Origin of the sequence: Thermoactinospora rubra (genome assembly GCF_002093975.1) — a bacterium.
Lineage (GTDB): Bacteria > Actinomycetota > Actinomycetes > Streptosporangiales > Streptosporangiaceae > Nonomuraea > Nonomuraea rubra_A.
Genome location: NZ_KZ084326.1, coordinates 148,610 through 167,111 on the forward strand (window position 1 = coordinate 148,610; position 18,502 = coordinate 167,111).

The 18,502-nt window shown below is 72.2% G+C and carries 21 protein-coding genes and 1 pseudogene; 13 read left to right on the forward strand and 9 right to left on the reverse strand.

Annotated features, from left to right (window positions below; all coding sequences use genetic code 11):
• Positions 1-56 precede the first annotated feature (56 nt).
• Positions 57-1,112, reverse strand: coding sequence for a serine/threonine-protein kinase (locus BSB02_RS04985; RefSeq protein WP_084957250.1), 1,056 nt, complete (start codon positions 1,110-1,112; stop codon positions 57-59).
• Positions 1,113-1,182: 70 nt separating this feature from the next.
• Positions 1,183-1,791 (reverse strand): superoxide dismutase, encoded by a 609-nt coding sequence (locus BSB02_RS04990; protein WP_084957252.1) that lies wholly within the window; start codon positions 1,789-1,791, stop codon positions 1,183-1,185.
• 164 nt (positions 1,792-1,955) lie between these two features.
• Between BSB02_RS04990 and BSB02_RS04995 the strand changes: the two genes are divergently transcribed.
• On the forward strand, positions 1,956-2,435 hold the full coding sequence (locus tag BSB02_RS04995; protein WP_158088555.1) for a GNAT family N-acetyltransferase: 480 nt from the start codon (positions 1,956-1,958) through the stop codon (positions 2,433-2,435).
• 358 nt (positions 2,436-2,793) lie between these two features.
• On the forward strand, positions 2,794-2,982 hold the full coding sequence (locus BSB02_RS05000) for a DUF5999 family protein (RefSeq protein ID WP_084957257.1): 189 nt from the start codon (positions 2,794-2,796) through the stop codon (positions 2,980-2,982).
• A 4-nt stretch (positions 2,983-2,986) separates the two neighbouring features.
• Here the strand turns inward: BSB02_RS05000 and BSB02_RS05005 are convergent, their stop codons facing one another.
• Both BSB02_RS05005 and BSB02_RS05010 read right to left on the reverse strand, forming a co-directional pair.
• Positions 2,987-4,642 (reverse strand): fumarate hydratase, encoded by a 1,656-nt coding sequence (locus BSB02_RS05005; protein WP_084957259.1) that lies wholly within the window; start codon positions 4,640-4,642, stop codon positions 2,987-2,989.
• 23 nt (positions 4,643-4,665) lie between these two features.
• Positions 4,666-5,568 carry a DMT family transporter gene (locus BSB02_RS05010; protein ID WP_084957261.1) on the reverse strand — a complete coding sequence of 301 codons (903 nt, stop codon included), beginning with the start codon at positions 5,566-5,568 and terminating at the stop codon, positions 4,666-4,668.
• 67 nt (positions 5,569-5,635) lie between these two features.
• Between BSB02_RS05010 and pdxR the strand changes: the two genes are divergently transcribed.
• From pdxR to BSB02_RS05035, 5 genes are read left to right on the forward strand one after another with little or no spacing between them, the layout of a single operon-like run.
• Positions 5,636-7,003 (forward strand): MocR-like pyridoxine biosynthesis transcription factor PdxR, encoded by a 1,368-nt coding sequence (pdxR, locus tag BSB02_RS05015; RefSeq protein ID WP_084957263.1) that lies wholly within the window; start codon positions 5,636-5,638, stop codon positions 7,001-7,003.
• Positions 7,004-7,031: 28 nt separating this feature from the next.
• The gene (locus BSB02_RS05020; RefSeq protein WP_240506191.1) at positions 7,032-8,108 is read left to right on the forward strand and encodes a Gfo/Idh/MocA family protein; all 1,077 of its coding nucleotides are present in this window, start codon (positions 7,032-7,034) and stop codon (positions 8,106-8,108) included.
• Positions 8,105-8,926 (forward strand): TIM barrel protein, encoded by an 822-nt coding sequence (locus BSB02_RS05025; RefSeq protein ID WP_084957265.1) that lies wholly within the window; start codon positions 8,105-8,107, stop codon positions 8,924-8,926. Before BSB02_RS05020 ends, BSB02_RS05025 begins: the two co-directional genes overlap by 4 nt.
• Complete coding sequence (gene iolC, locus BSB02_RS05030; protein WP_084957267.1) at positions 8,919-9,851, forward strand: 5-dehydro-2-deoxygluconokinase; 933 nt, start codon at positions 8,919-8,921, stop codon at positions 9,849-9,851. The genes BSB02_RS05025 and iolC overlap by 8 nt, the downstream gene beginning before the upstream one ends.
• Entirely contained in the window at positions 9,844-10,722 is an 879-nt protein-coding gene (locus BSB02_RS05035) for a Cgl0159 family (beta/alpha)8-fold protein (RefSeq protein ID WP_240506192.1), read from the forward strand. The genes iolC and BSB02_RS05035 overlap by 8 nt, the downstream gene beginning before the upstream one ends.
• 1 nt (position 10,723) lies before the next feature.
• On the opposite strand, the gene BSB02_RS05040 is transcribed toward BSB02_RS05035, so the two are convergent.
• Positions 10,724-11,878 (reverse strand): MFS transporter, encoded by a 1,155-nt coding sequence (locus BSB02_RS05040; protein WP_084957270.1) that lies wholly within the window; start codon positions 11,876-11,878, stop codon positions 10,724-10,726.
• A gap of 88 nt (positions 11,879-11,966) precedes the next feature.
• On the opposite strand from BSB02_RS05040, the gene BSB02_RS05045 reads away from it, so the two are divergent.
• Entirely contained in the window at positions 11,967-12,551 is a 585-nt protein-coding gene (locus BSB02_RS05045; protein ID WP_143590244.1) for a TetR/AcrR family transcriptional regulator, read from the forward strand.
• Here the strand turns inward: BSB02_RS05045 and BSB02_RS05050 are convergent.
• Positions 12,512-13,036, reverse strand: a pseudogene (locus BSB02_RS05050) (DUF998 domain-containing protein); the annotation flags it as partial. The gene BSB02_RS05045 and the pseudogene BSB02_RS05050 sit on opposite strands and share 40 nt — an antisense overlap.
• A gap of 265 nt (positions 13,037-13,301) precedes the next feature.
• Between BSB02_RS05050 and BSB02_RS05055 the strand changes: the two are divergent.
• Positions 13,302-14,138 (forward strand): aldo/keto reductase, encoded by an 837-nt coding sequence (locus tag BSB02_RS05055; RefSeq protein ID WP_084957276.1) that lies wholly within the window; start codon positions 13,302-13,304, stop codon positions 14,136-14,138.
• 46 nt (positions 14,139-14,184) lie between these two features.
• Positions 14,185-14,820, forward strand: a complete 636-nt coding sequence (locus BSB02_RS05060) for a DUF1707 SHOCT-like domain-containing protein (RefSeq protein WP_240506193.1) — start codon at positions 14,185-14,187, stop codon at positions 14,818-14,820.
• A 4-nt stretch (positions 14,821-14,824) separates the two neighbouring features.
• Here BSB02_RS05060 and glpX read toward each other — a convergent pair whose 3' ends face one another.
• Complete coding sequence (glpX, locus tag BSB02_RS05065) at positions 14,825-15,859, reverse strand: class II fructose-bisphosphatase (RefSeq protein ID WP_084957278.1); 1,035 nt, start codon at positions 15,857-15,859, stop codon at positions 14,825-14,827.
• A 79-nt stretch (positions 15,860-15,938) separates the two neighbouring features.
• On the opposite strand from glpX, the gene BSB02_RS05070 reads away from it, so the two are divergent.
• Positions 15,939-16,559, forward strand: coding sequence for a TetR/AcrR family transcriptional regulator (locus tag BSB02_RS05070; protein ID WP_084957280.1), 621 nt, complete (start codon positions 15,939-15,941; stop codon positions 16,557-16,559).
• 11 nt (positions 16,560-16,570) lie between these two features.
• Positions 16,571-17,110 carry a DUF4245 domain-containing protein gene (locus tag BSB02_RS05075; RefSeq protein WP_084957282.1) on the forward strand — a complete coding sequence of 180 codons (540 nt, stop codon included), beginning with the start codon at positions 16,571-16,573 and terminating at the stop codon, positions 17,108-17,110.
• A 9-nt stretch (positions 17,111-17,119) separates the two neighbouring features.
• Here the strand turns inward: BSB02_RS05075 and BSB02_RS05080 are convergent, their stop codons facing one another.
• Complete coding sequence (locus tag BSB02_RS05080; RefSeq protein ID WP_206184511.1) at positions 17,120-17,701, reverse strand: TetR/AcrR family transcriptional regulator; 582 nt, start codon at positions 17,699-17,701, stop codon at positions 17,120-17,122.
• 87 nt (positions 17,702-17,788) lie between these two features.
• On the opposite strand from BSB02_RS05080, the gene BSB02_RS05085 reads away from it, so the two are divergent.
• Positions 17,789-18,205, forward strand: a complete 417-nt coding sequence (locus tag BSB02_RS05085) for a nitroreductase family deazaflavin-dependent oxidoreductase (RefSeq protein ID WP_084957286.1) — start codon at positions 17,789-17,791, stop codon at positions 18,203-18,205.
• A 17-nt stretch (positions 18,206-18,222) separates the two neighbouring features.
• On the opposite strand, the gene BSB02_RS05090 is transcribed toward BSB02_RS05085, so the two are convergent.
• Positions 18,223-18,489 (reverse strand): exodeoxyribonuclease VII small subunit, encoded by a 267-nt coding sequence (locus BSB02_RS05090; protein WP_084957289.1) that lies wholly within the window; start codon positions 18,487-18,489, stop codon positions 18,223-18,225.
• Positions 18,490-18,502 lie beyond the last annotated feature (13 nt).

Here is an 18,502-nt window from a genome sequence, read left to right on the forward strand (position 1 = left end):
AGCCCCTGCCTCCTTCTCGACATGAGAAGAAGATACCGATTCAGGAGGGAAACGCTTTACCCCCGCTTGCGAAGTTCGCGGGGCCAGAACCGCCGCGGTAGGAACATCTTTATCATTCGCTGCACAAACCGGGCATAAGGCGACGGAGGGGGCGCCGAACGCCGGTGGGTCCGCCGCGGCGCCGGCACGAACGTGGTGTCCGCGCGGTGCAGCCCCCGGTGCGCGGTGCGGCGGCCGAACGACGGAGCGCTGATCGGGTACCGGCGCCCGCTCTGGATGGGCTGCTCGGCCGAGCCGCCCGCCGCGACCCTGGCGAGCATGAGCGAGGCGCGCACCGAGTCGATCCGCTTCTCCGGGTCGATGCGCAGCAGCGCCTCCAGCACCGGCGCGAGGGGCCCGGCCTTGACCATGGGGATGGGCTCACCGCTGGTCAGCGCGGCCATCGCGGCGGCAGCCGTACGGCGGCCGTGCAGGCCGTGACCCTCGACGGCGGTGTAGAGGGTCGCGCCGAGCGACCACAGGTCGGCGGCGGGGCTGGCCTTGGCGCCCAGCACCCGCTCGGGCGCGATGTACCCGGCCGACCCCAGCACCATGCCCACCTGGGTGATCGAGATCTCGCCCTCGAAGGCGGCCAGGCCGAAGTCGGTGAGCACCGCGCGCTCCTTGGTCACCAGCACGTTGCTGGGCTTGACGTCGCGGTGCAGGATGCCCTTGGCGTGGACGGCGCGCAGGGCGCCGAGGATCTGCCGCCCGATCTCGGCGGCGTAGCGCGGGTCCAGCGGCCCGGTCTCCTGGATGAGCTGCTCCAGCGACTTGGCCTGGAGCAGCTCCATCACGATCCAGGGCCGGTCGTCCTCGGTGACCACGTCGTAGACGGTGATGACCGAGGGATGGGCGACCATGGCGGTCGCGCGGCCCTCGCGCTCGGTGCGCGCGCACAGCTCGGCCCGCAGGTCCTCATCCAGGACGTTGGGCAGCCGCACTTCCTTGACCGCGACGTCGCGGTCGAGCAGCTCGTCGTGCGCCCGCCAGACCGTGCCCATGCCGCCGCGGCCGACTGGCTCCACGAGCCGATAGCGCGCGGCAAGGAGGTAACCGGACGGCGCACGCATGGCAGGCAGCTTACCTATTTGCGGAAACCGACCAGTAGACGGCGTGCCGATAAATTGTTGCGAAGTTCGGTCAAGCCGGTTGACTTGTCGCGTCAGCGAAGCGGCGCTGGACGTCGGCCCAGTCCACCAGGTCCCACAGCCGCTCGACGTAGTCGGGGCGGACGTTGCGGTACTGCAGGTAGTAGGCGTGCTCCCAGGCGTCGAAGACCAGCAGCGGCGTGGTGTTCATGCCGACGTTGCCGTGGTGGTCGTAGACCTGCTCGACCACGAGGCGGCGGCCGAGCGGCTCCCAGGCCAGCACGCCCCAGCCCGAGCCCTGCACGCCGATCGTCGCGGCCGTCAGCTGCCGCCGGAAGGCCTCGAAGCCGCCGAAGTGCTCCTCGATCGTGTCGCGCAGCGCGCCGTCGGGGCGGTCGCCGCCGTCGGGGGAGAGGTTCTGCCAGAAGATGGTGTGGAGCACGTGGCCGGACAGGTTGAACGCGAAGGTCTTCTCCAGGCCCACCAGGTTGCCGAACTCGCCCTTGTCGCGCGCCTCCGCCAGCCGTTCCAGCGTGTCGTTGGCCCCCTTGACGTAGGCGGCGTGGTGCTTGGCGTGGTGCAGCTCCAGGATCTCGCCGGTGATCGCGGGCTCCAGCGCCGCGTAGTCGTAGGGCAGGTCGGGAAGCGTGTAGATCCCCATCGCGGTCCTCTCGTCGATCTTTCCGCTCCGACACTATTGCAAGATATTCGCAACTGCATCAGACTTGCGACCTAGGACCACGGTTCTGCATCATGGCTGGTGTCCGATTGGTCCGCAGCGGGTCGCGGGCGGGCCACCGCCCGCGACGACCCCTGGGGAGTGGCATGCGCCTGACGTCCGCCGCCGAGCCGGAGCTCATGCACCGGGTGTACGGCGCGGCCTTCGCCCAGCCGCCGTGGAGCGAGACCCCCGAGCAGATCGCGGCGTTCCCCGGCAAGTTGGCCGCCCACAGCGCCATGCCGGGCTTCCTCTGCCGGCTCGCGTGGGTGGACCGCGAGCTCGCGGGCTTCACGTACGGCTTCCGCAACCCCGAATGGCCCGACGAGCCCTTCTACCGGAACCTCCGCGAGGCGGCCGGCGACCTGTCGCACCTGTTCGAGCTCGTCGAGGTCGCGGTGGACCCGCGCTTTTCCGGCCGGAGGATCGGCACGGCCATGCTCGGCTCCCTCATGGAGGAGGCCGGGCCGTCCTGGCTGCTGACCTCCCCGCGGGCCGTGGCCGCCGTCCGCCTGTACGGCAAGCTCGGCTGGCGCCACCACGCCGACGTCGGTGACCTGCGGGTCTACCTGTCTCCCTGCGCTTGACAGCCGCTTGCAGCACCCCTGACAGCCTTGCAGTACCCCTGACGGCGCCGTGATAGCCGCGTGAAGGCGCACGGAAAGCGACCTCGTGCATCCTCAAGACAACGAGGGCGGAATGCACGCAAAACTGTCGGTGCGAATCGTCAGACTGTAGGCAGAAACGCTCTCCCGGAACCCAGCCTCACGAGGCTTTCGTTAAGGGACGTGATGAGATGCGACAGACCCAGATCCGCAAGCGGCCGGCCAAACCGGCCAAGCCCGGACTCGACCTGCGCACCCCGTCAGGGCGATCGCTGCCCTACTGAGCGCCACGCCGCGCCGAAGGTTTTACCAGGAGCACGAAGAGACTAAGAAGGCCGTCATGTGCAACCATTACCCCACCTGCCCCTCAGCCGACTCCCTCGACCGCGAGGCGGCCCACGTGGTCCGCGCCCACCCGGATCAGGGGTGGAGCCTGCTGTGCAACGGCGTGATCCTGTTCGAGGACACCGGCCTGTTGTTGCCCGACGGACGTGTCGTGGCGCCGCACCGCGGCCTGGTCGCCGCCTGACGCGCTAGGAGCGCCGGCCGATGGTCAGCACCGGCCCCGTCGTGTCGGCGAAGAAGTCGTTGCCCTTGTCGTCCACCACGATGAAGGCGGGGAAGTCCGCCACCTCGATCTTCCAGACCGCCTCCATTCCCAGCTCGGGATACTCCAGCACCTCGACCTTCTTGATGCAGTCCTGCGCCAGCCGGGCCGCCGGACCGCCGATCGAGCCCAGGTAGAAGCCGCCGTACTTCTGGCAGGCCTCGGTCACCTGCCGTGACCTGTTGCCCTTGGCCAGCATGACCATCGAGCCGCCGGCCGCCTGGAAGCGCTCGACGTAGGAGTCCATGCGCCCCGCCGTCGTCGGGCCGAAGGAGCCCGAGGCGTAGCCCTCCGGCGTCTTGGCCGGTCCCGCGTAGTAGACCGCGTGGTCCTTCATGTACTGCGGCATCTCGCCGCCGTTGTCCAGCAGCTCCGCGATCTTGGCGTGGGCGATGTCCCTGGCCACGACGAGCGGGCCGGTGAGCGAGAGCCGCGTCTTGACCGGATACTTCGTCAGCTCGGCAAGGATCTCCCGCATCGGCCGGTTGAGGTCGATCTTCACCACGTCGCCGGACAGGTGCTCGTCGGTCGTGTCGGGCAGGAAGCGCGCCGGGTCGGTCTCCAGCTGCTCCAGGAACACGCCCTCGGCCGTGATCTTCGCCAGGGCCTGGCGGTCGGCGCTGCACGACACCGCGATCGCCACCGGGCAGGAGGCCCCGTGCCGCGGCAGCCGGACGACCCGCACGTCGTGGCAGAAGTACTTGCCGCCGAACTGCGCCCCGATGCCGAGCCGCTGCGTCAGCTCGAAGACCTTCTGCTCCAGCTCCAGGTCGCGGAAGCCGTGCCCGGACGGCGACCCCGAGGTGGGCAGCGAGTCCAGGTAGCGGGCCGAGGCGTACTTGGCCGTCTTGAGCGCGAACTCGGCGCTGGTGCCGCCCACGACGATCGCCAGGTGGTACGGCGGGCAGGCCGCGGTGCCGAGCGAGCGGATCTTCTCCTCCAGGAAGGCCATCATGCGCTTCTCGTTGAGGACCGCCTTGGTCTCCTGGTACAGGAACGACTTGTTGGCCGAACCGCCGCCCTTGGCCATGAACAGCAGCTTGTACTCGTCGGCGTGGCCGCCTGGGTCCTCGGCGTACAGCTCGATCTGCGCGGGCAGGTTGTTGCCGGTGTTCTTCTCCTCCCACATGGTCAGCGGGGCCATCTGGGAGTAGCGCAGGTTCAGCCGCGTGTAGGCGTCGTAGACGCCGCGGGAGATGTGCTCGGCGTCGCGCCCGTCGGTCAGCACGTGCCGGCCGCGCTTGCCCATGACGATCGCGGTGCCGGTGTCCTGGCACATCGGCAGCACGCCGCCGGCGGAGATGGCGGCGTTCTTGAGCAGGTCGAGGGCCACGAACCGGTCGTTGCCGCTGGACTCGGGGTCGTCGACGATCTTGCGCAGCTGGGCGAGGTGCGAGCTGCGCAGGAAGTGGGAGATGTCGTGGATCGCCGTCTCGGTGAGCAGCCGCAGCACCTCCGGCTCGACTTCGAGGAACGTGCGGCCCGCCGCCTCGACCCTCCGCACCCCCTCCGTGGTGATCAACCGGTACTCGGTCTCGTCGGCGCCAAGCGGGAGCAGGTCGGTGTAGGCGAACTCGGGCATCTGCAGCAATCCTTTCGGTCCCCCTAGAGGGTACGGCTTGCGCCGCCCGCGGCGGGAACCGCCGGCCGTTCCGCGGGGGCCGCGGGGGCCTTCGGGGCGCTGAGCCCCACGACGATGCCCGCGACCACCAGCGCCGCGCCGGCGAGGTCGGGCACGGTGGGCAGCGCCACGCCCAGCGCCGCGCCGGTGACGATCGCCCCCACCGGGATCATCCCGGCGAACAGCCCGGCCCGTCCCGGCCCCAGCTTGGGCAGGGCCGAGTACCACAGGAAGAACGCCACCACGGTCACGATCGCGGCCAGGTAGACGTAGCCCAGCGCCTCGCTCAGGGTCGGCACGCGCAGCAGCTGCCCGCCCTCCATGACCAGGCCGACGCCGAACAGCATGGGCACCGCCAGCCCCGTGGAGTAGGCCGAGACCCCGATCGCCCCCAGCTTGGGCAGCAGCGGGATGGCCAGCATGGAGAAGCTCACCTCGCCGACCAGCGCGACCAGCGCCCACAGCAGGCCCGGCAGGGTGCCGCTGCCCAGGCCTGTCGCCAGGGTGGCCCCGGCGACCACCACGCCGGCGCCGATCAGCACGCGCGGCGCGGGACGCCCGCCGGCGAGCGCGAGGGCGAGGGGCACGGTGCCCAGCACGGTGCCGACCAGCGCCGGCCCGGAATGCCGCGTGGACTCGATCACCGCGACGTTGAAGACGACCAGGCCGAGCAGCGTCAGGGCGCCCAGGCACAGGGACTCCCGGAGCGTCAGGCGCACGAGCCGCACCTTGAGGACGCGGATGACGACGAGCCAGACGGCCGCCGCGACGAGGTAGCGCAGGGCCTGCCCGCCGTACACCGGATAGTCCTGGATGAGGCCCGACACCCCGGCAAGGGTTCCCACGAGGAACATGGCCGAGGTCGCGCCGATGACACCGTTTCGCATGAAATCTGATGCTAGAAAGGCAATGGCTCGCTGACTGAGTCCAATCCGGCACGGAAAGAGTGGACCATTGGCCGATCTCTTGATAACCATAAATCGCGACAAGGGCGGTATCGCCGCTCAGATCGCCCACGAGCTTCGCGACTCCATCCGGCAGGGCCGCCTCGAGCCCGGCGTGCGCCTGCCGTCCTCCCGCGAGCTGGCCGCGGACCTGCGGGTCTCCCGCGGCGTCGTCGTCGAGGCCTACGAGCAGCTGGTGGCCGAGGGCTTCCTGCTCTCGCGCGTCGGCATGGGCACCACCGTGGCCCCGGCGGCCTCCCGCGAGCCCGCCCCGGAGGCCCACGACTTCCAGGGGACGGTGTGCGCGCCGTACTACGGCCACCGGCCCACCTCGCCCGACCTGGGCTGGTTCCCGCGCGAGCGCTGGCTGGCCTCCGTGCGCCACGTGCTGGCCGCGCTGCCGTCCGACGCCCTCGACTACGGCGACCCCGGCGGCGTGCCGGAGCTGCGGGAGGAGCTGGCGAGCTACCTGCGCCGCGTCCGCGCCGCCGACGTCGGGCCGGACAACCTGGTCATCGTCGGCGGGGTGGCCCAGGGTCTCAGCCTGACCCTGCACGTCCTGGGCGGGCTGCGGCTGGCCGTCGAGGACCCCACGAGCCAGCGCCAGATCCCGCTGCTCAGGAGGGCCGGCGCCGAGCTGGTGCCGGTCCCCGTCGACGACGAGGGCATCGACGTGGACGCGCTGCGGGCCGGCGGCGCCGATGCGGTGCTGGTCACGCCCGCCCACCAGTACCCGACCGGCGTGGTGCTCTCGCCCGCCCGGCGCGCGGCGCTGATCGAGTGGGGCGGGATCGTCATCGAGGACGACTACGACGCGGAGTTCCGCTTCGACCGCGACCCGGTCGGCTGCCTGCAGGGCCTGGCGTCCGACCGGGTGGTGCTGTCGGGCAGCGTCAGCAAGGCCATGGCGCCCGGGCTGCGGCTGGGCTGGGTGGCGGCCCCGCCGGAGGTCGCCGACCGGGTACGGCGGGCGCGCGGCGAGCTCGACCTCGGCTCGCCGGTCATCGAGCAGTACGCGCTGGCGCACTTCCTGCGCAGCGGCGCCTACGACCGCAACCTGCGGCGGATGCGCCGGGAGTACCGGCGGCGCCGCGACGCCCTCGTGCGCGCCCTCGCCGAGGAGATGCCCGAGGTGTGCGTGGGGGGCATCGAGGCGGGGCTGCACGTCTACCTGACCCTGCCGCCGGACTGGGACGAGGAGCGGCTGGCGCGTGCCGCCCAGGACATCGGCCTGGCCGCCGAGCCCGTCGGGCCCATGCGCTTCACGCCCGGCGGCCCGCCGGCCGTCGTGGTGGGCTTCGCCAGGCTGCCGGCGCATCGCGCGGCGGAAGCCGTAAGGGAACTAAAAGTCAGAATGTCAGGACAAAAGGTTGACTGAGGCTGGGCGTCTCTCCTAGAAAGGAGCCATGCGTGTGGGACTCCTTGGGCTGGGACGGATCGGGGCATTCCACGCGGAGACGCTGGCTCCGCTGGTCGACGAGCTGATCGTCGCCGATCCGGTGCGCAGCTCGCCGTACGGCCGGCCGGGCGACCCCTTCGACGCCGACGCGCTGGTCATCGCCACCCCGACGGCGACGCACGCCGAGCTGCTGATGAAGGCGTGCCGCCTGGGCATCCCGGTCTTCTGCGAGAAGCCCGTGGCGCCCACGGTCGAGGAGACCGTCCAGGTGCTCAAGGCGCGCCGCGACACCGTCGTGCACATCGGGTTCCAGCGGCGCTTCGACCGCGGCTACGCGGCGGCGCGCGAGGCGCTCCGGGCGGGCGAGGTGGGGCGGCTGCACCGCGTGCACCTGCTCACCGCCGACCCGGCCCCGCCGCCGCCCGATTACATCCCGCTGTCGGGCGGCATCTACCGCGACTGCCACATCCACGACTTCGACATCCTGCGCTGGGTCACCGGCCAGGAGGTGCGGACGGTCTACGCGACCGGCGCCAACCGGGGCGAGGAGTTCTTCGCCGCCGCCGGGGACGTCGACAACAGCGCCGCGCTGCTGACGCTGGAGGACGGCACGCTGGTGACGCTCCAGGGCTCCCGCTACAACGGCGCGGGCTACGACGTGCGCATGGAGCTCGCGGGCACGCGCGCCACGCTCGCGGTCGGCCTCGGCCCCCGCGCCCCCCTCACCAGCACCGAGCCCGACGCCACCTTCCTCACCTCCTCTTCCACCCTCTCTCCCCGCGCGGAGTCCGGCTCCTCTCCCCTCACTTCCTCTCCCCTGTCCTCAGCCCGTGCGGACGGTGACCTGGGGAATGGCCCGCAGGGGCTACGGCGAGCCGCCCCCGAAGGCCCCTGGCCCGACTTCGTCACCCGCTTCGCCGACGCCTACCGGGCCGAGATCCGCGCCTTCCTGGAGGCCGCGCGCGGCGAACGCGAGAGCCCCTGCACGATCGAGGACGCCCTGGCCGCCCTGTACGTGGCCGAGGCCGCCGAGCTGTCCCGCCGCGAGGGCCGGCCCGTGGACGTGGCGGAGGTGCGCCGATGAGGATCGCCGGAGCCCCCATCTCCTGGGGCGTGTGCGAGGTGCCCGGCTGGGGCCACCAGCTGCCCCCCGGCCGCGTGCTGGCCGAGATGCGCAAGCTGGGCATCACCGCCACCGAGCTGGGCCCCGAGGGCTACCTGTCCCCCTCCGTGCTGACCGAGTACGGCCTGCGCGGCATCGGCGCGTTCCTCCCGGTCGTCCTGCACGACCCCGCCCACGACCCCTTGCCGGACCTGGAGCGCACCGCCCGCGAGTTCGCCGAGGCCGGGATCGAGGTCATGGTGCTGGCCGCGGCCACCGGCGCCGACGGCTACGACACCCGGCCCACGCTCGACGAGACCGGCTGGGCCACGCTCCTGCGCAACCTCGACCGCGCCATGGAGCTGGACCGCACGGTCACCCTGCACCCGCACGTCGGCACGATGGTCGAGACCCGCGAGGAGGTCATGCGGGTCCTGGAGGGCGGCTCGGCGCTGCTCTGCCTGGACACCGGCCACCTGCTCATCGGCGGCACCGACCCGCTGGAGCTGGCCACGGCCGCCCCCGAGCGCGTCGCCCACGTCCACCTCAAGGACGTGGACGCCGGCCTGGCCGCCCGCGTGCCGGAGATCGGCTACACCCGGGCCGTGCGCGAGGGCGTCTACCGGCCGCTCGGCGAGGGGGACGTGGACGTGGCGGGCATCGTGTCCGCCCTCGGCAAGCACGGATACGCGGGGTGGTATGTGATGGAGCAAGACGTGGTCCTGTCGGGTCCGGAGGACGAGCCGGTGGAGAACGTGCGGCGCAGCCTCGCCTACCTGGAGGGGCTGCGGCGTGGTTGAGGTCCTGACGATGGGCCGGGTCGGGGTGGACGTCTACCCGCTCCAGGTGGGGGTGTCCCTGCGGGAGGTGGAGACCTTCGGCAAGTACCTCGGCGGCAGCCCGACCAACGTGGCGGTGGCGGCAGCAAGGCTCGGCAGGTCGGCCGCGGTCGTCACCCGCACGGGAGCCGACCCGTTCGGCGAGTTCGTCCACGACGCCCTGCGCTCCTACGGGGTCGACGACTCCCATGTCACGGCGGTCGAGGGGCTGCCGACGCCGGTGACGTTCTGCGAGATCAGGCCGCCGGACGACTTCCCGCTGTACTTCTACCGCTACCCCAAGGCGCCCGATCTGGAGATCCGCCCGGAGGAGCTGGACCTGGCCGCCGTCGAGGGGGCCGAGCTGTTCTGGGCGACCGTGACCGGGCTGTCCCAGGAGCCCTCGCGGTCGGCGCACTTCCACGCCTGGCGGGCCCGCGGGCGCCGCCGGCACACCGTGCTCGACCTGGACTACCGGCCGATGTTCTGGGACTCGCCCGAGACCGCCCGCGAGCAGGTACGGCAGGCGCTGGACCACGTCACCGTGGCCGTCGGCAACCTGGAGGAGGCCGAGGTGGCCACCGGGCAGCGGGAGCCGGACAAGGCCGCGCGGGCGCTGCTGGAGGCGGGCGTGGAGCTGGCGATCGTCAAGCAGGGCGGCGCGGGTGTGCTGGGCATGACCAGGGACGAGACCGTGTCGGTGCCGCCGGTGCCGGTGGAGGTCGTCAACGGCCTGGGCGCGGGCGACGCCTTCGGCGGCGCGCTGTGCCACGGGCTGCTGGCGGGCTGGCCGCTGGAGCGCGTGCTGCGCTTCGCCAACGCGGCCGGGGCCATCGTGGCGGGCCGTCTCGCGTGCGCTCCGGCCATGCCGACCGCCGCCGAGGTCGAGGAGGTGCTCGGTGGCTGACCACGGCTCGGTGGCCGGGATCGCGGACCTGCGCGAGGTCAGGGCCCGGTATCCGGAGCGGATCGCCCAGGCGGCCCGGGAGCGGCGCCGCCGTACCCTCTCCGACTCGCCCCGGCAGCTGATGATCATCGCGGCCGACCACCCGGCGCGGGGCGCCCTGGGCGTCGGGAGCCGGCCGCTGGCCATGGGCAGCCGCGTGGAGCTGCTGGAACGGCTGCTCACGGCGCTGTCGCGGCCCGGCGTCGACGGCCTGCTGGCCACCCCCGACGTCGTGGAGGACCTGCTGCTCCTCGGCGCGCTGCACGACAAGATCGTCATCGGGTCCATGAACCGCGGCGGTATCCAGGGGGCGGTGTTCGAGTTCGACGACCGGTTCACCGCCTACGATCCCGCTGCCATCGCCAGGATGGGCCTGGACGGCGGCAAGATGCTGTGCCGGATCGCGGTGGAGGAGCACGGCACGGCGGCCACGCTGGAGTCCTGCGCCAGGGCGGTGAGCGAGCTGGCCGAGCGCGGGCTGGTGGCGATGGTCGAGCCGTTCTGGTCGCACCGGTCCGGGCACGACCTGTCGCCGGAGGGCGTCATCAGGGCCGTCAACGTCGGCCAGGCGCTCGGCACGACCTCCGCGCGCACCTGGCTGAAGATCCCCGTGGTGCCCGACATGGAACGGGTCATGAACGCTACGACCCTGCCGACGCTGCTGCTCGGCGGCGACCCCGGCGACGCGCCCGACGTCGCCTACGCGAACTGGCGCAAGGCGCTGGAACTGCCGGGCGTGCGCGGGCTCGTGGTGGGCCGGGCGCTGCTGTACCCGCCGGACGACGACGTGGCCGCGGCCGTCGACACGGCGGTGTCCATGCTTGCCCGCTGACTCACACGGCGACCGCCCGGGGCGCGAAGCCCCGGGCGAGGGCGACGATCGCGGCGGCCAGCACCAGCGGTACGGCGAAGGCGGCCCGCATGTCGGCCACGCCCGCGACGCCGCCCACCATGGCGACCCCCACGACGAAGCCCACGTAGTTGAACAGGTTGACCCGGGCGATCGCGACACCCGTCCCGGCCGGGTCGAGCCGTCCCGCCGCCGAGAACGACTGCGGCGCGACGACCGCCAGCCCCACGCCGGTCAGCCCGAAGGCCACGATCGCGAGCGGCTGGGTGGGCGCCAGCACGATCCCCGCGAAGCCCGCCGCGGCGATCGCGCCGCCCAGCCTGACGATCGCGGCCGGGCCGTATCGCCGCACGGCCAGGTCGCCGCCGAGCCGTACCGCCAGGGTGGTCGCCTGGTAGGCGGCGTAGGCGAGCGGCACCACCGAGGGGGCGGCGGTGAGGATGTCCTCCATGTAGACCGTGCTGAAGTTGGAGATCGCCGCGTCCCCGACGTACAGGAAGGCCATGGCCAGGCACAGCGGGACGATGGGACGCCAGCTCGGGCGCGGGGAGCCCGCGGGGCCGGCGGCCGCCACGCGCTCCTCCTCCGGCGCGCACAGCGACGGGCCGGCCGCCAGCGACCCCAGCACGGCCACGGCCATCGGGATCGTCATCGTGAACGCCGGACCCCTGTCCGCCGTCGCGGACGCCCACAGCGCGCCCGCCACGCCGGCCAGGCTCCACAGGCAGTGGAAGCCGTTGAGCACGGCCTTGCCGTAGCGCCGCTCGACCGTCACCCCCTGCATGTTCATGCCCGCGTCCACCGCGCCGACGCCCAGGCCGAACAGCGCGAGCGCGGGCAGCAGCAGCGGCACCGCGGGGGCCAGGGCGGCGCCGGCCACGCTCGCGGCCACGAGCGGCTGGGCGAGGCGCAGGACGGCCCTGCTGCCGAAGCGCGCGGCGAGCGACCCGGCCACCAGGCTGCCGACCCCGGCGATCACCGGCACCACGAGCATCAGGAGGGTCAGCTCGCCCTCGCTCAGGCCGTGCCTGTTCTGCAGCGCGGCCACCTGCGTCAGCAGCGTGGCGAAGGAAAGGCCTTGGACGGCGTAGACGGCGAAGACGGCGATCCGCGCCCGGCGGTCACGGGGGGTCGGCACGGCGGGCTCCTCGGGAGAGGGAACGTGAGCCCTCGTCAGGTTAGTGTCTGGGTCTCCCGCTTGACCAGGCCCTGTTAGGGTGACCGGCGTGAGCCACAGGGGGGACGCGCGACGGGACCGCATCCTGGCCGTCGCGCTGCAGGAGTTCGCGGAGCACGGCTACCGCGGCGCCTCCCTGGCGCGCATCGCCGAGCGCGTGGAGCTGTCCCAGGCCGGGCTGCTGCACCACTTCAAGAGCAAGGAGCGGCTGCTCGTGGCGGTGCTGGAGTACCGCGACGAGGTGGACACGCGGCGCTTCGGCCTCGACTCGCTCGCCGGGCCGGCCGCGCTGCACCGCCTGGCCGAGGTGGTGGAGTACAACTCGCGCGTGCCCGGCCTGGTGCAGCTGTTCTCGGTCATCACCGGCGAGGCGGTCACCGCCGACCATCCCGCCCACGCCTGGGCCCGCGACCGCTACCGCCGCCTGCGCGAGGGCGTGGCGCGGGCGCTGCGCAAGGGGGCGGAGAGCGGCGAGTTCCGCGCCGACCTGGACGCCGAGGCGCACGCGGACCGGCTGATCGCGATGATGGACGGGCTGCAGACCCAGTGGCTGATCGACCCCGAGCGGGTCGACATGGCGGCCGTCTTCCGCGGCTACGTCGACGACCTCATCGCGATGCTGCGCCCCGCCTGAGCGACCGGCCCGGCCGAAGAGGGCAGCGCCGCCCACACGCCCAAGGCGATCAGCGTGGCCACCTCGGTCACCGCCAGGCCGCGCTCGACCAGGCCGAGCGGCATCACCCGCCACCAGGCCAGGCCGTTCTGCTGGGCGAAGACGATCATCGAGGCGATGCCCGCCACCCACAGCAGCGACCCGACGCCGAGCGCGAAGGTGACCCTGGCCGGGCGGGCCGGGTGCCGCCACGGGCGGGCGATGACCAGCGCGGCCAGCGGGAGGGCGAGGAAGGCCACGATGCTGCCCACCCGGTGGACGCTGCCGCTGAGGCTGGGCCCGACCGACCAGTCGTGCTTGGGGAAGACGGCCACGACGAACAGCCCGGCGCTCCAGGCCATCAGCGCCAGCGTGCCGACCACCCCGGCCAGCCGCCTGCGCGCCAAGGACAGGCCGATCGCCGCCGAACCGGCCGCCAGCAGCCCCACGGCCACCGCGAACAGCCAGCCCTGCGGGCCCGCCCGTGCTCGCTGATCGTCCGGCGGAGGGGATTGACCTCATCCAGCCGCAGCAGGTCCAGGGCGGCCACCATGACGACGCCCACGCCCGCCGCCACCAGCCCGGCCAGTCCCGCTCGGTGCACAGTCGCCCCCTTCGTCCTGTTCACGCTGTTCAGGGCAACGGACGGCCATCGCCGGGGATTCCCGCGGAATGCTCAGGGTTCGCCGTGAGTTGAGCAGTGCTTGAGTGCTCAAATATCTTGAGGAGGCCATGATGAAGTACTCCATCGGCGGCGACCTGCCCGTCACCCGCATCGGCTTCGGCGCCATGCGACTGGCCGACGCCGACATCTGGCACGGGCCCGCGGACCGGGCCGGCGCCGTCGCCGTCCTGCGCCGTGCCGTCGAGCTGGGCGCGAACGTGATCGACACGGCCGACGTCTACGCGCTCGGCGACAACGAGCGGCTCATCGCCGAGGCCCTGCACCCCTACGCCGACGGCCTCGTCATCGCAACCAAGGCCGGAGAGGTACGGCCGAGCCCCGCCGACTGGATCCCGCTCGGCCGGCCCGAGTACCTGCGCCAGCAGGCCGAGCTCAGCCTGCGCCGGCTGCGCCTGGAGCGGATCGCCCTGTTCTACCTCCACCGCGTCGACCCCGCCGTGCCGCTCGCCGACCAGGTCGGGGCGCTGAAGGAGCTCCAGGACGAGGGCAAGATCCGCCACATCGGCCTGTCGGAGGTCACCGTCGACCAGATCCGCGAAGCCCAGCGGGTCGCCCCCATCGCCGCCGTGCAGAACCACTACAACCTGGCCGAACGCCACCACGAGGCCGTCCTGGACTACGCCGAGGAGCAGGGGATCGCGTTCTTCCCGTTCTTCCCGATCGCCATCGGCCGGCACGCGGCCGGCGAGGGCGTGCCGGCCGAGGTCGCCCGTGAGGTGGGCGCCACGCCGGCCCAGGTCGCGCTGGCCTGGCTGCTGCACCGCTCGAAGGTGATCGTCCCCATCCCCGGCACCTCCTCGATCGCCCACCTGGAGGAGAACATGCGCGCGCTGGACGTGCGGCTGAGCGAGGAACAGATCGAGCGGCTTGCGGGTACGGCGTAGCCGTCAGATCGGCCGATTGGCCGCCATTACGGGTTATCGTCGAGTCGTGAACGACTGGCTGCCACGCCTGTCCGAGGTCGGCGAACGGCTGGCTGAGGAGTGGATCTCCGTACGCAGGACCCACGACGGCACCCTGCCCCGGCCGCACGAGCTGCGCGCCTCCGACGCCGACCGCGAACGCATCGCGCAGGTGCTCCAGGAGGCGCACGCCGACGGCCGGCTCAGCCTGGAGGAGCTGGAAGAGCGCCTGGGAACGCTCTACTCGGCGCGCACGCTCGGCGAGCTGGCCGGGCTCACCGCCGACCTGCTGCCGGCCGAGCAGCAGCCGCTGCGGCTCGACGGGCGCCCGGTGGCGGCCATCTTCAAGAAGGAGCAACGCGGCGGGCGCTGGGTGGTACCGGCGGAGCTGGGCGTCACCGCCATGTTCGGCACCACCAGGCTCGACTTCCGCGACGCGATCCTGCAGAACCGGCGGATCGTGATCAGCGCCACGCTGGTGTGCGGGGGGCTGGAGATCCACGTGCCGGAGGGCGTCGAGGTGCTGCGGGTGGCCAAGGACAAGACGATCCGGCTCACCCGCCAGCCGACCGAGCCGGACGCCCCGGTGATCGAGGTGCGCACGACGAACTTCCTGGGCGAGATCAAGGTCAAGGAGCCGCCCCGGCGCCGCAGGCGCTGGTAGCGGGTCAGACCGCCGTGTCGAAGTTGATCGCGCTGTAGGCCCGCAGCTTCCACAGCTGGTGCTCGCTCTCCACCTTCCGGATGGTGCCCGAGCGCCCCCGCATGACCAGCGAGTGCGTCACCGCGACCCCGCGGCGGAAGTGCACGCCGTCCATCAGCTGCCCCTGCGTGATGCCGGTCGCGGCGAAGAACACGTCGTCCGACTTCACCAGGTCGTTCGTGGTCAGCACCCGGTCCAGGTCGTGCCCGGCCTCCAGCGCCTTGCGCCGCTCGGCGTCGTCGCGCGGCCACAGCTTGCCCTGGATCACCCCGCCGAGGCACTTGATCGCGCAGGCCGCGATGATGCCCTCCGGCGTGCCGCCGATGCCGAGCATCAGGTCGATGCCCGTCCCCTCGCGGGCCGCCATGATCGCGCCCGCGACGTCGCCGTCGGTGATGAACTTGATCCGCGCCCCCGTCTCCCTGACCTCCTTGACGATCTGCTCGTGCCGCGGCCGGTCCAGGATGACCACCGTGACGTCGCTCGCCGAGCACTTCTTGGCCCTCGCCACCGCCTGGATGTTCGCCGCGACCGGCGCGTTGATGTCCACCGCGTCCGCCGCGTCCGGCCCGGTGACCAGCTTCTCCATGTAGAACACCGCCGACGGGTCGTACATCGAGCCGCGCTCGCTCACCGCGATCACCGAGATCGCGTCGGGCATGCCCATCGCGGTCAGCCGGGTGCCGTCGATCGGGTCGACCGCCACGTCGCACTCGGGACCGGTGCCGTCACCGACCTCCTCGCCGTTGTAGAGCATCGGGGCGTGGTCCTTCTCGCCCTCGCCGATCACCACCACGCCCTTCATGGACACCGTGTTGATCAACTGCCGCATGGCGTTCACGGCCGCGCCGTCCGCGCCGTTCTTGTCCCCACGGCCCACCCAGCGCGCCGCCGCCATCGCCGCCGCTTCGGTGACGCGCACCAGCTCCAGCGCGAGGTTGCGGTCCGGCGCGCTCTCGCTCGTGGCGAGCGGCGCGGGCACCGACGACTGCTCCGACATGATGGCCCCCTCCTGTGGACGACTGTCTCGATCGTAGTTGTCCCCCTTTCCCCGGTCAGCGGGGGATAATGTGCGTGCTATGAGCAGCGATGTCGAGGCCCAGGCGACCTCACGCGGCGCGGCGACCCGCACCGCCCTCCTGGTGGCGGCCCGCGAGGTCTTCGTCTCCAAGGGCTTCGCCGAGGCCGGCGTCACCGACGTCGTCCACCGGGCCGCGGCCAGCGTCGGCAGCCTCTACCACCACTTCTCCGGCAAGGCCGACCTCTACCTGACGCTGTTCGAGGAGTTCCAGTCCCGGCAGGCGCACCGCACCAAGCAGGCGGCCCGAGCCTGCCGCGAGGCGGGCGAGACCGACCCGATGCGGGTGTTCATCGCCGCCGCCCGCGCCTACCTCGACGGATGCCTGGAGGAGCGGGAGCTGGCCGCGCTGTTCCTGCGGGGCGACGGGCCGCCGGGGTTCGAGGTCGTCATGCGCGACAGGCTGCGCACGTGGGCCAAGCGCAACGCCGCACTGTTCGAGGGCGACGAGGGCGCGTTCGTGGTGGTGATCACCGGGGCGCTGGCGGCGGCCGTCAACGAGGTCGTGCGGACCGGCGACCGGCGGCTGGCCGAGGAGGCCCTGGAGATCATCGGGCGGATCCGCCCCGTCTCCCGGCCCGGCGACCCGGCCGCCGCGCGGACCGCCACGCCGAGCGGGTAACCTCGCCAGACGTGCGACGGTTCACTGAGGGGTTCTACGGCTACGTCTTCGCCGTGCTGGTCTGCGTGGCGCTGGTTGGCGTGTGGTGGCTCGTCATCTCGCCCCGGGGCGGGGAGGAGCACATCCCGCGCCGCGACTACTCGATCACCGTCGCCAACTTCAGCCGCGCCGTGCCGTACCAGGTCTGGGCCCCCGCGCAGGACCCGAAGGGCTGGATCCCCAACAGCAACAAGATCGCCAAGGGGGTGGGCGGCGCGCAGGTCCTGCACCTCGGGTACGCCACGGCGTCCCGGCAGCACGCGATGCTCATCCAGAGCAACGAGCAGCCGCCGGCGGAGTTCGCCAACCGCATGACCAACACCAACCGCTCCGTCGGCGCCGAGCAGATCGGCGGCCAGACGTGGGAGCGGCGCTTCCGCGAGGACAAGAAGCAGCGCTCGCTGGTGCGGATGCTGCCCGACGTCACCCTGATCGTGACCGGCACCGCGGACTGGCCCGAGCTGGCCCAGCTGGCCGCGGCGCTGCAACAGCGGCCCAAGCCGGCCTCCTGAGCCCGGCGCCTAGGCCGTCACGGCCTTGACCAGGCTCTCCAGCCCGGCCTTGATCCGCTCGTGGGTGTAGCCACGCCTGAAGATCAGGTTGGCGCTCAGCGGCGCCAGCAGGGCATCGGCGAGGAACATCGCGTCGGCCTGCGGCTTGACCTCGGCGATGAGGGCGGCCAGGTGGAGACGGTGGATCTGGTACGGCCCGCTGTCGCCCTTCCTGGAGGGATTGCGCTCCAGCAGCAGGAACAGGTTCTCCTGGGCGGCGATGCGGTCGACGAGCGCGTGGAGGAACGCCGTGATGCGCTCGACGGGCGGCGCGCCGGGGCCCAGCGGGGGCGGGCCGGACATGAACGCCTCCTGGAAGCGGCGCTCCCGCTCGTCGATGAGCGCGAACAGCAGGCCGGACCGGTCGCCGAAGCGCCGGTAGACCGTGCCCACGCCCACCCCCGCGGCACGTGCCACCTCATCCAGCGACAGGTGCTCGCCGCCGCACTCGGCCAGGAGCCGCGCGGCCGCGTCGAGGATCTTCTGCCGGTTGCGTGCCGCGTCGGCGCGTTCAGGCTGTGCCTGACCGAGGACTGGCAGCTGTGGGCGCACGAGGGGAGCATACCTCCGGTCTTGCAAGCGGAGACATCTCCGGATAACGTCGAAACGGAGACTTTTCCGATTACAGGAGGGACGGCGATGAGCGACTTCAACGCGCAGGTGATCGAGGAGTTCCGCGCCAACGGCGGCAAAGTCGGCGGCTTCTTCGCCGGTTACGACCTGCTGCTGCTCACCACCACCGGCGCCAGGAGCGGCAGACGGGTCACCACGCCCGTCATGTACCTCCCGGACGGCGAGCGCCTGATCGTCATCGCGTCGAACGCCGGGGCCGACCACCACCCCGCGTGGTACCACAACCTGCGCGCCGACCCCGAGGCGACCGTCGAAGTGGGCGCCGAGGGGAGCGTCGAGAGCTTCCCGGTGAAGGCGGTCGAGGTCACCGGCGCGGAGCGCGACGAGCTCTACGCCCGGATGGCGGCCATCGCGCCGAACTTCGCGGAGTACGAGGCGAAGACCAGCCGGCGCATCCCCGTGCTGGCCCTGCACCGCCTCTGACCGTCAGGGCCCGGCCGTCAGAAGGGCGCGTCGGGGTCGGCACCCTGCTCGGACCTGCGCGCCATCGCGGCGGCCAGCTTGACCCGCGCGCCCTGCAGCCACTCCTCGCAGATCGCGGCCAGCTTCTCGCCGCGCTCCCACAGCTCGATGGACTGCTCAAGGGTCAGCCCGCCGGCCTCGAGCCGGCGCACGACCTCGGTCAGCTCCTCACGGGCCTGCTCGTATGACGGTGCCTTCTCCTCTGCCACGCCTCCCACCCTAGAGCCGCGGACCGACACCCGCATGCCGGCCCGCCGC

Coding starts and splice junctions, on each gene's coding strand:
- BSB02_RS04985 (WP_084957250.1), bottom strand. CDS start 1,112: ATGCGTGCGCCGTCCGGTTACCTCCTTGCCGCGCGCTATCGGCTCGTG.
- BSB02_RS04990 (WP_084957252.1), bottom strand. CDS start 1,791: ATGGGGATCTACACGCTTCCCGACCTGCCCTACGACTACGCGGCGCTG.
- BSB02_RS04995 (WP_158088555.1), top strand. CDS start 1,956: ATGCGCCTGACGTCCGCCGCCGAGCCGGAGCTCATGCACCGGGTGTAC.
- BSB02_RS05000 (WP_084957257.1), top strand. CDS start 2,794: ATGTGCAACCATTACCCCACCTGCCCCTCAGCCGACTCCCTCGACCGC.
- BSB02_RS05005 (WP_084957259.1), bottom strand. CDS start 4,642: ATGCCCGAGTTCGCCTACACCGACCTGCTCCCGCTTGGCGCCGACGAG.
- BSB02_RS05010 (WP_084957261.1), bottom strand. CDS start 5,568: ATGCGAAACGGTGTCATCGGCGCGACCTCGGCCATGTTCCTCGTGGGA.
- BSB02_RS05020 (WP_240506191.1), top strand. CDS start 7,032: ATGCGTGTGGGACTCCTTGGGCTGGGACGGATCGGGGCATTCCACGCG.
- BSB02_RS05025 (WP_084957265.1), top strand. CDS start 8,105: ATGAGGATCGCCGGAGCCCCCATCTCCTGGGGCGTGTGCGAGGTGCCC.
- BSB02_RS05055 (WP_084957276.1), top strand. CDS start 13,302: ATGATGAAGTACTCCATCGGCGGCGACCTGCCCGTCACCCGCATCGGC.
- glpX (WP_084957278.1), bottom strand. CDS start 15,859: ATGTCGGAGCAGTCGTCGGTGCCCGCGCCGCTCGCCACGAGCGAGAGC.
- BSB02_RS05070 (WP_084957280.1), top strand. CDS start 15,939: ATGAGCAGCGATGTCGAGGCCCAGGCGACCTCACGCGGCGCGGCGACC.
- BSB02_RS05085 (WP_084957286.1), top strand. CDS start 17,789: ATGAGCGACTTCAACGCGCAGGTGATCGAGGAGTTCCGCGCCAACGGC.
- BSB02_RS05090 (WP_084957289.1), bottom strand. CDS start 18,489: ATGCGGGTGTCGGTCCGCGGCTCTAGGGTGGGAGGCGTGGCAGAGGAG.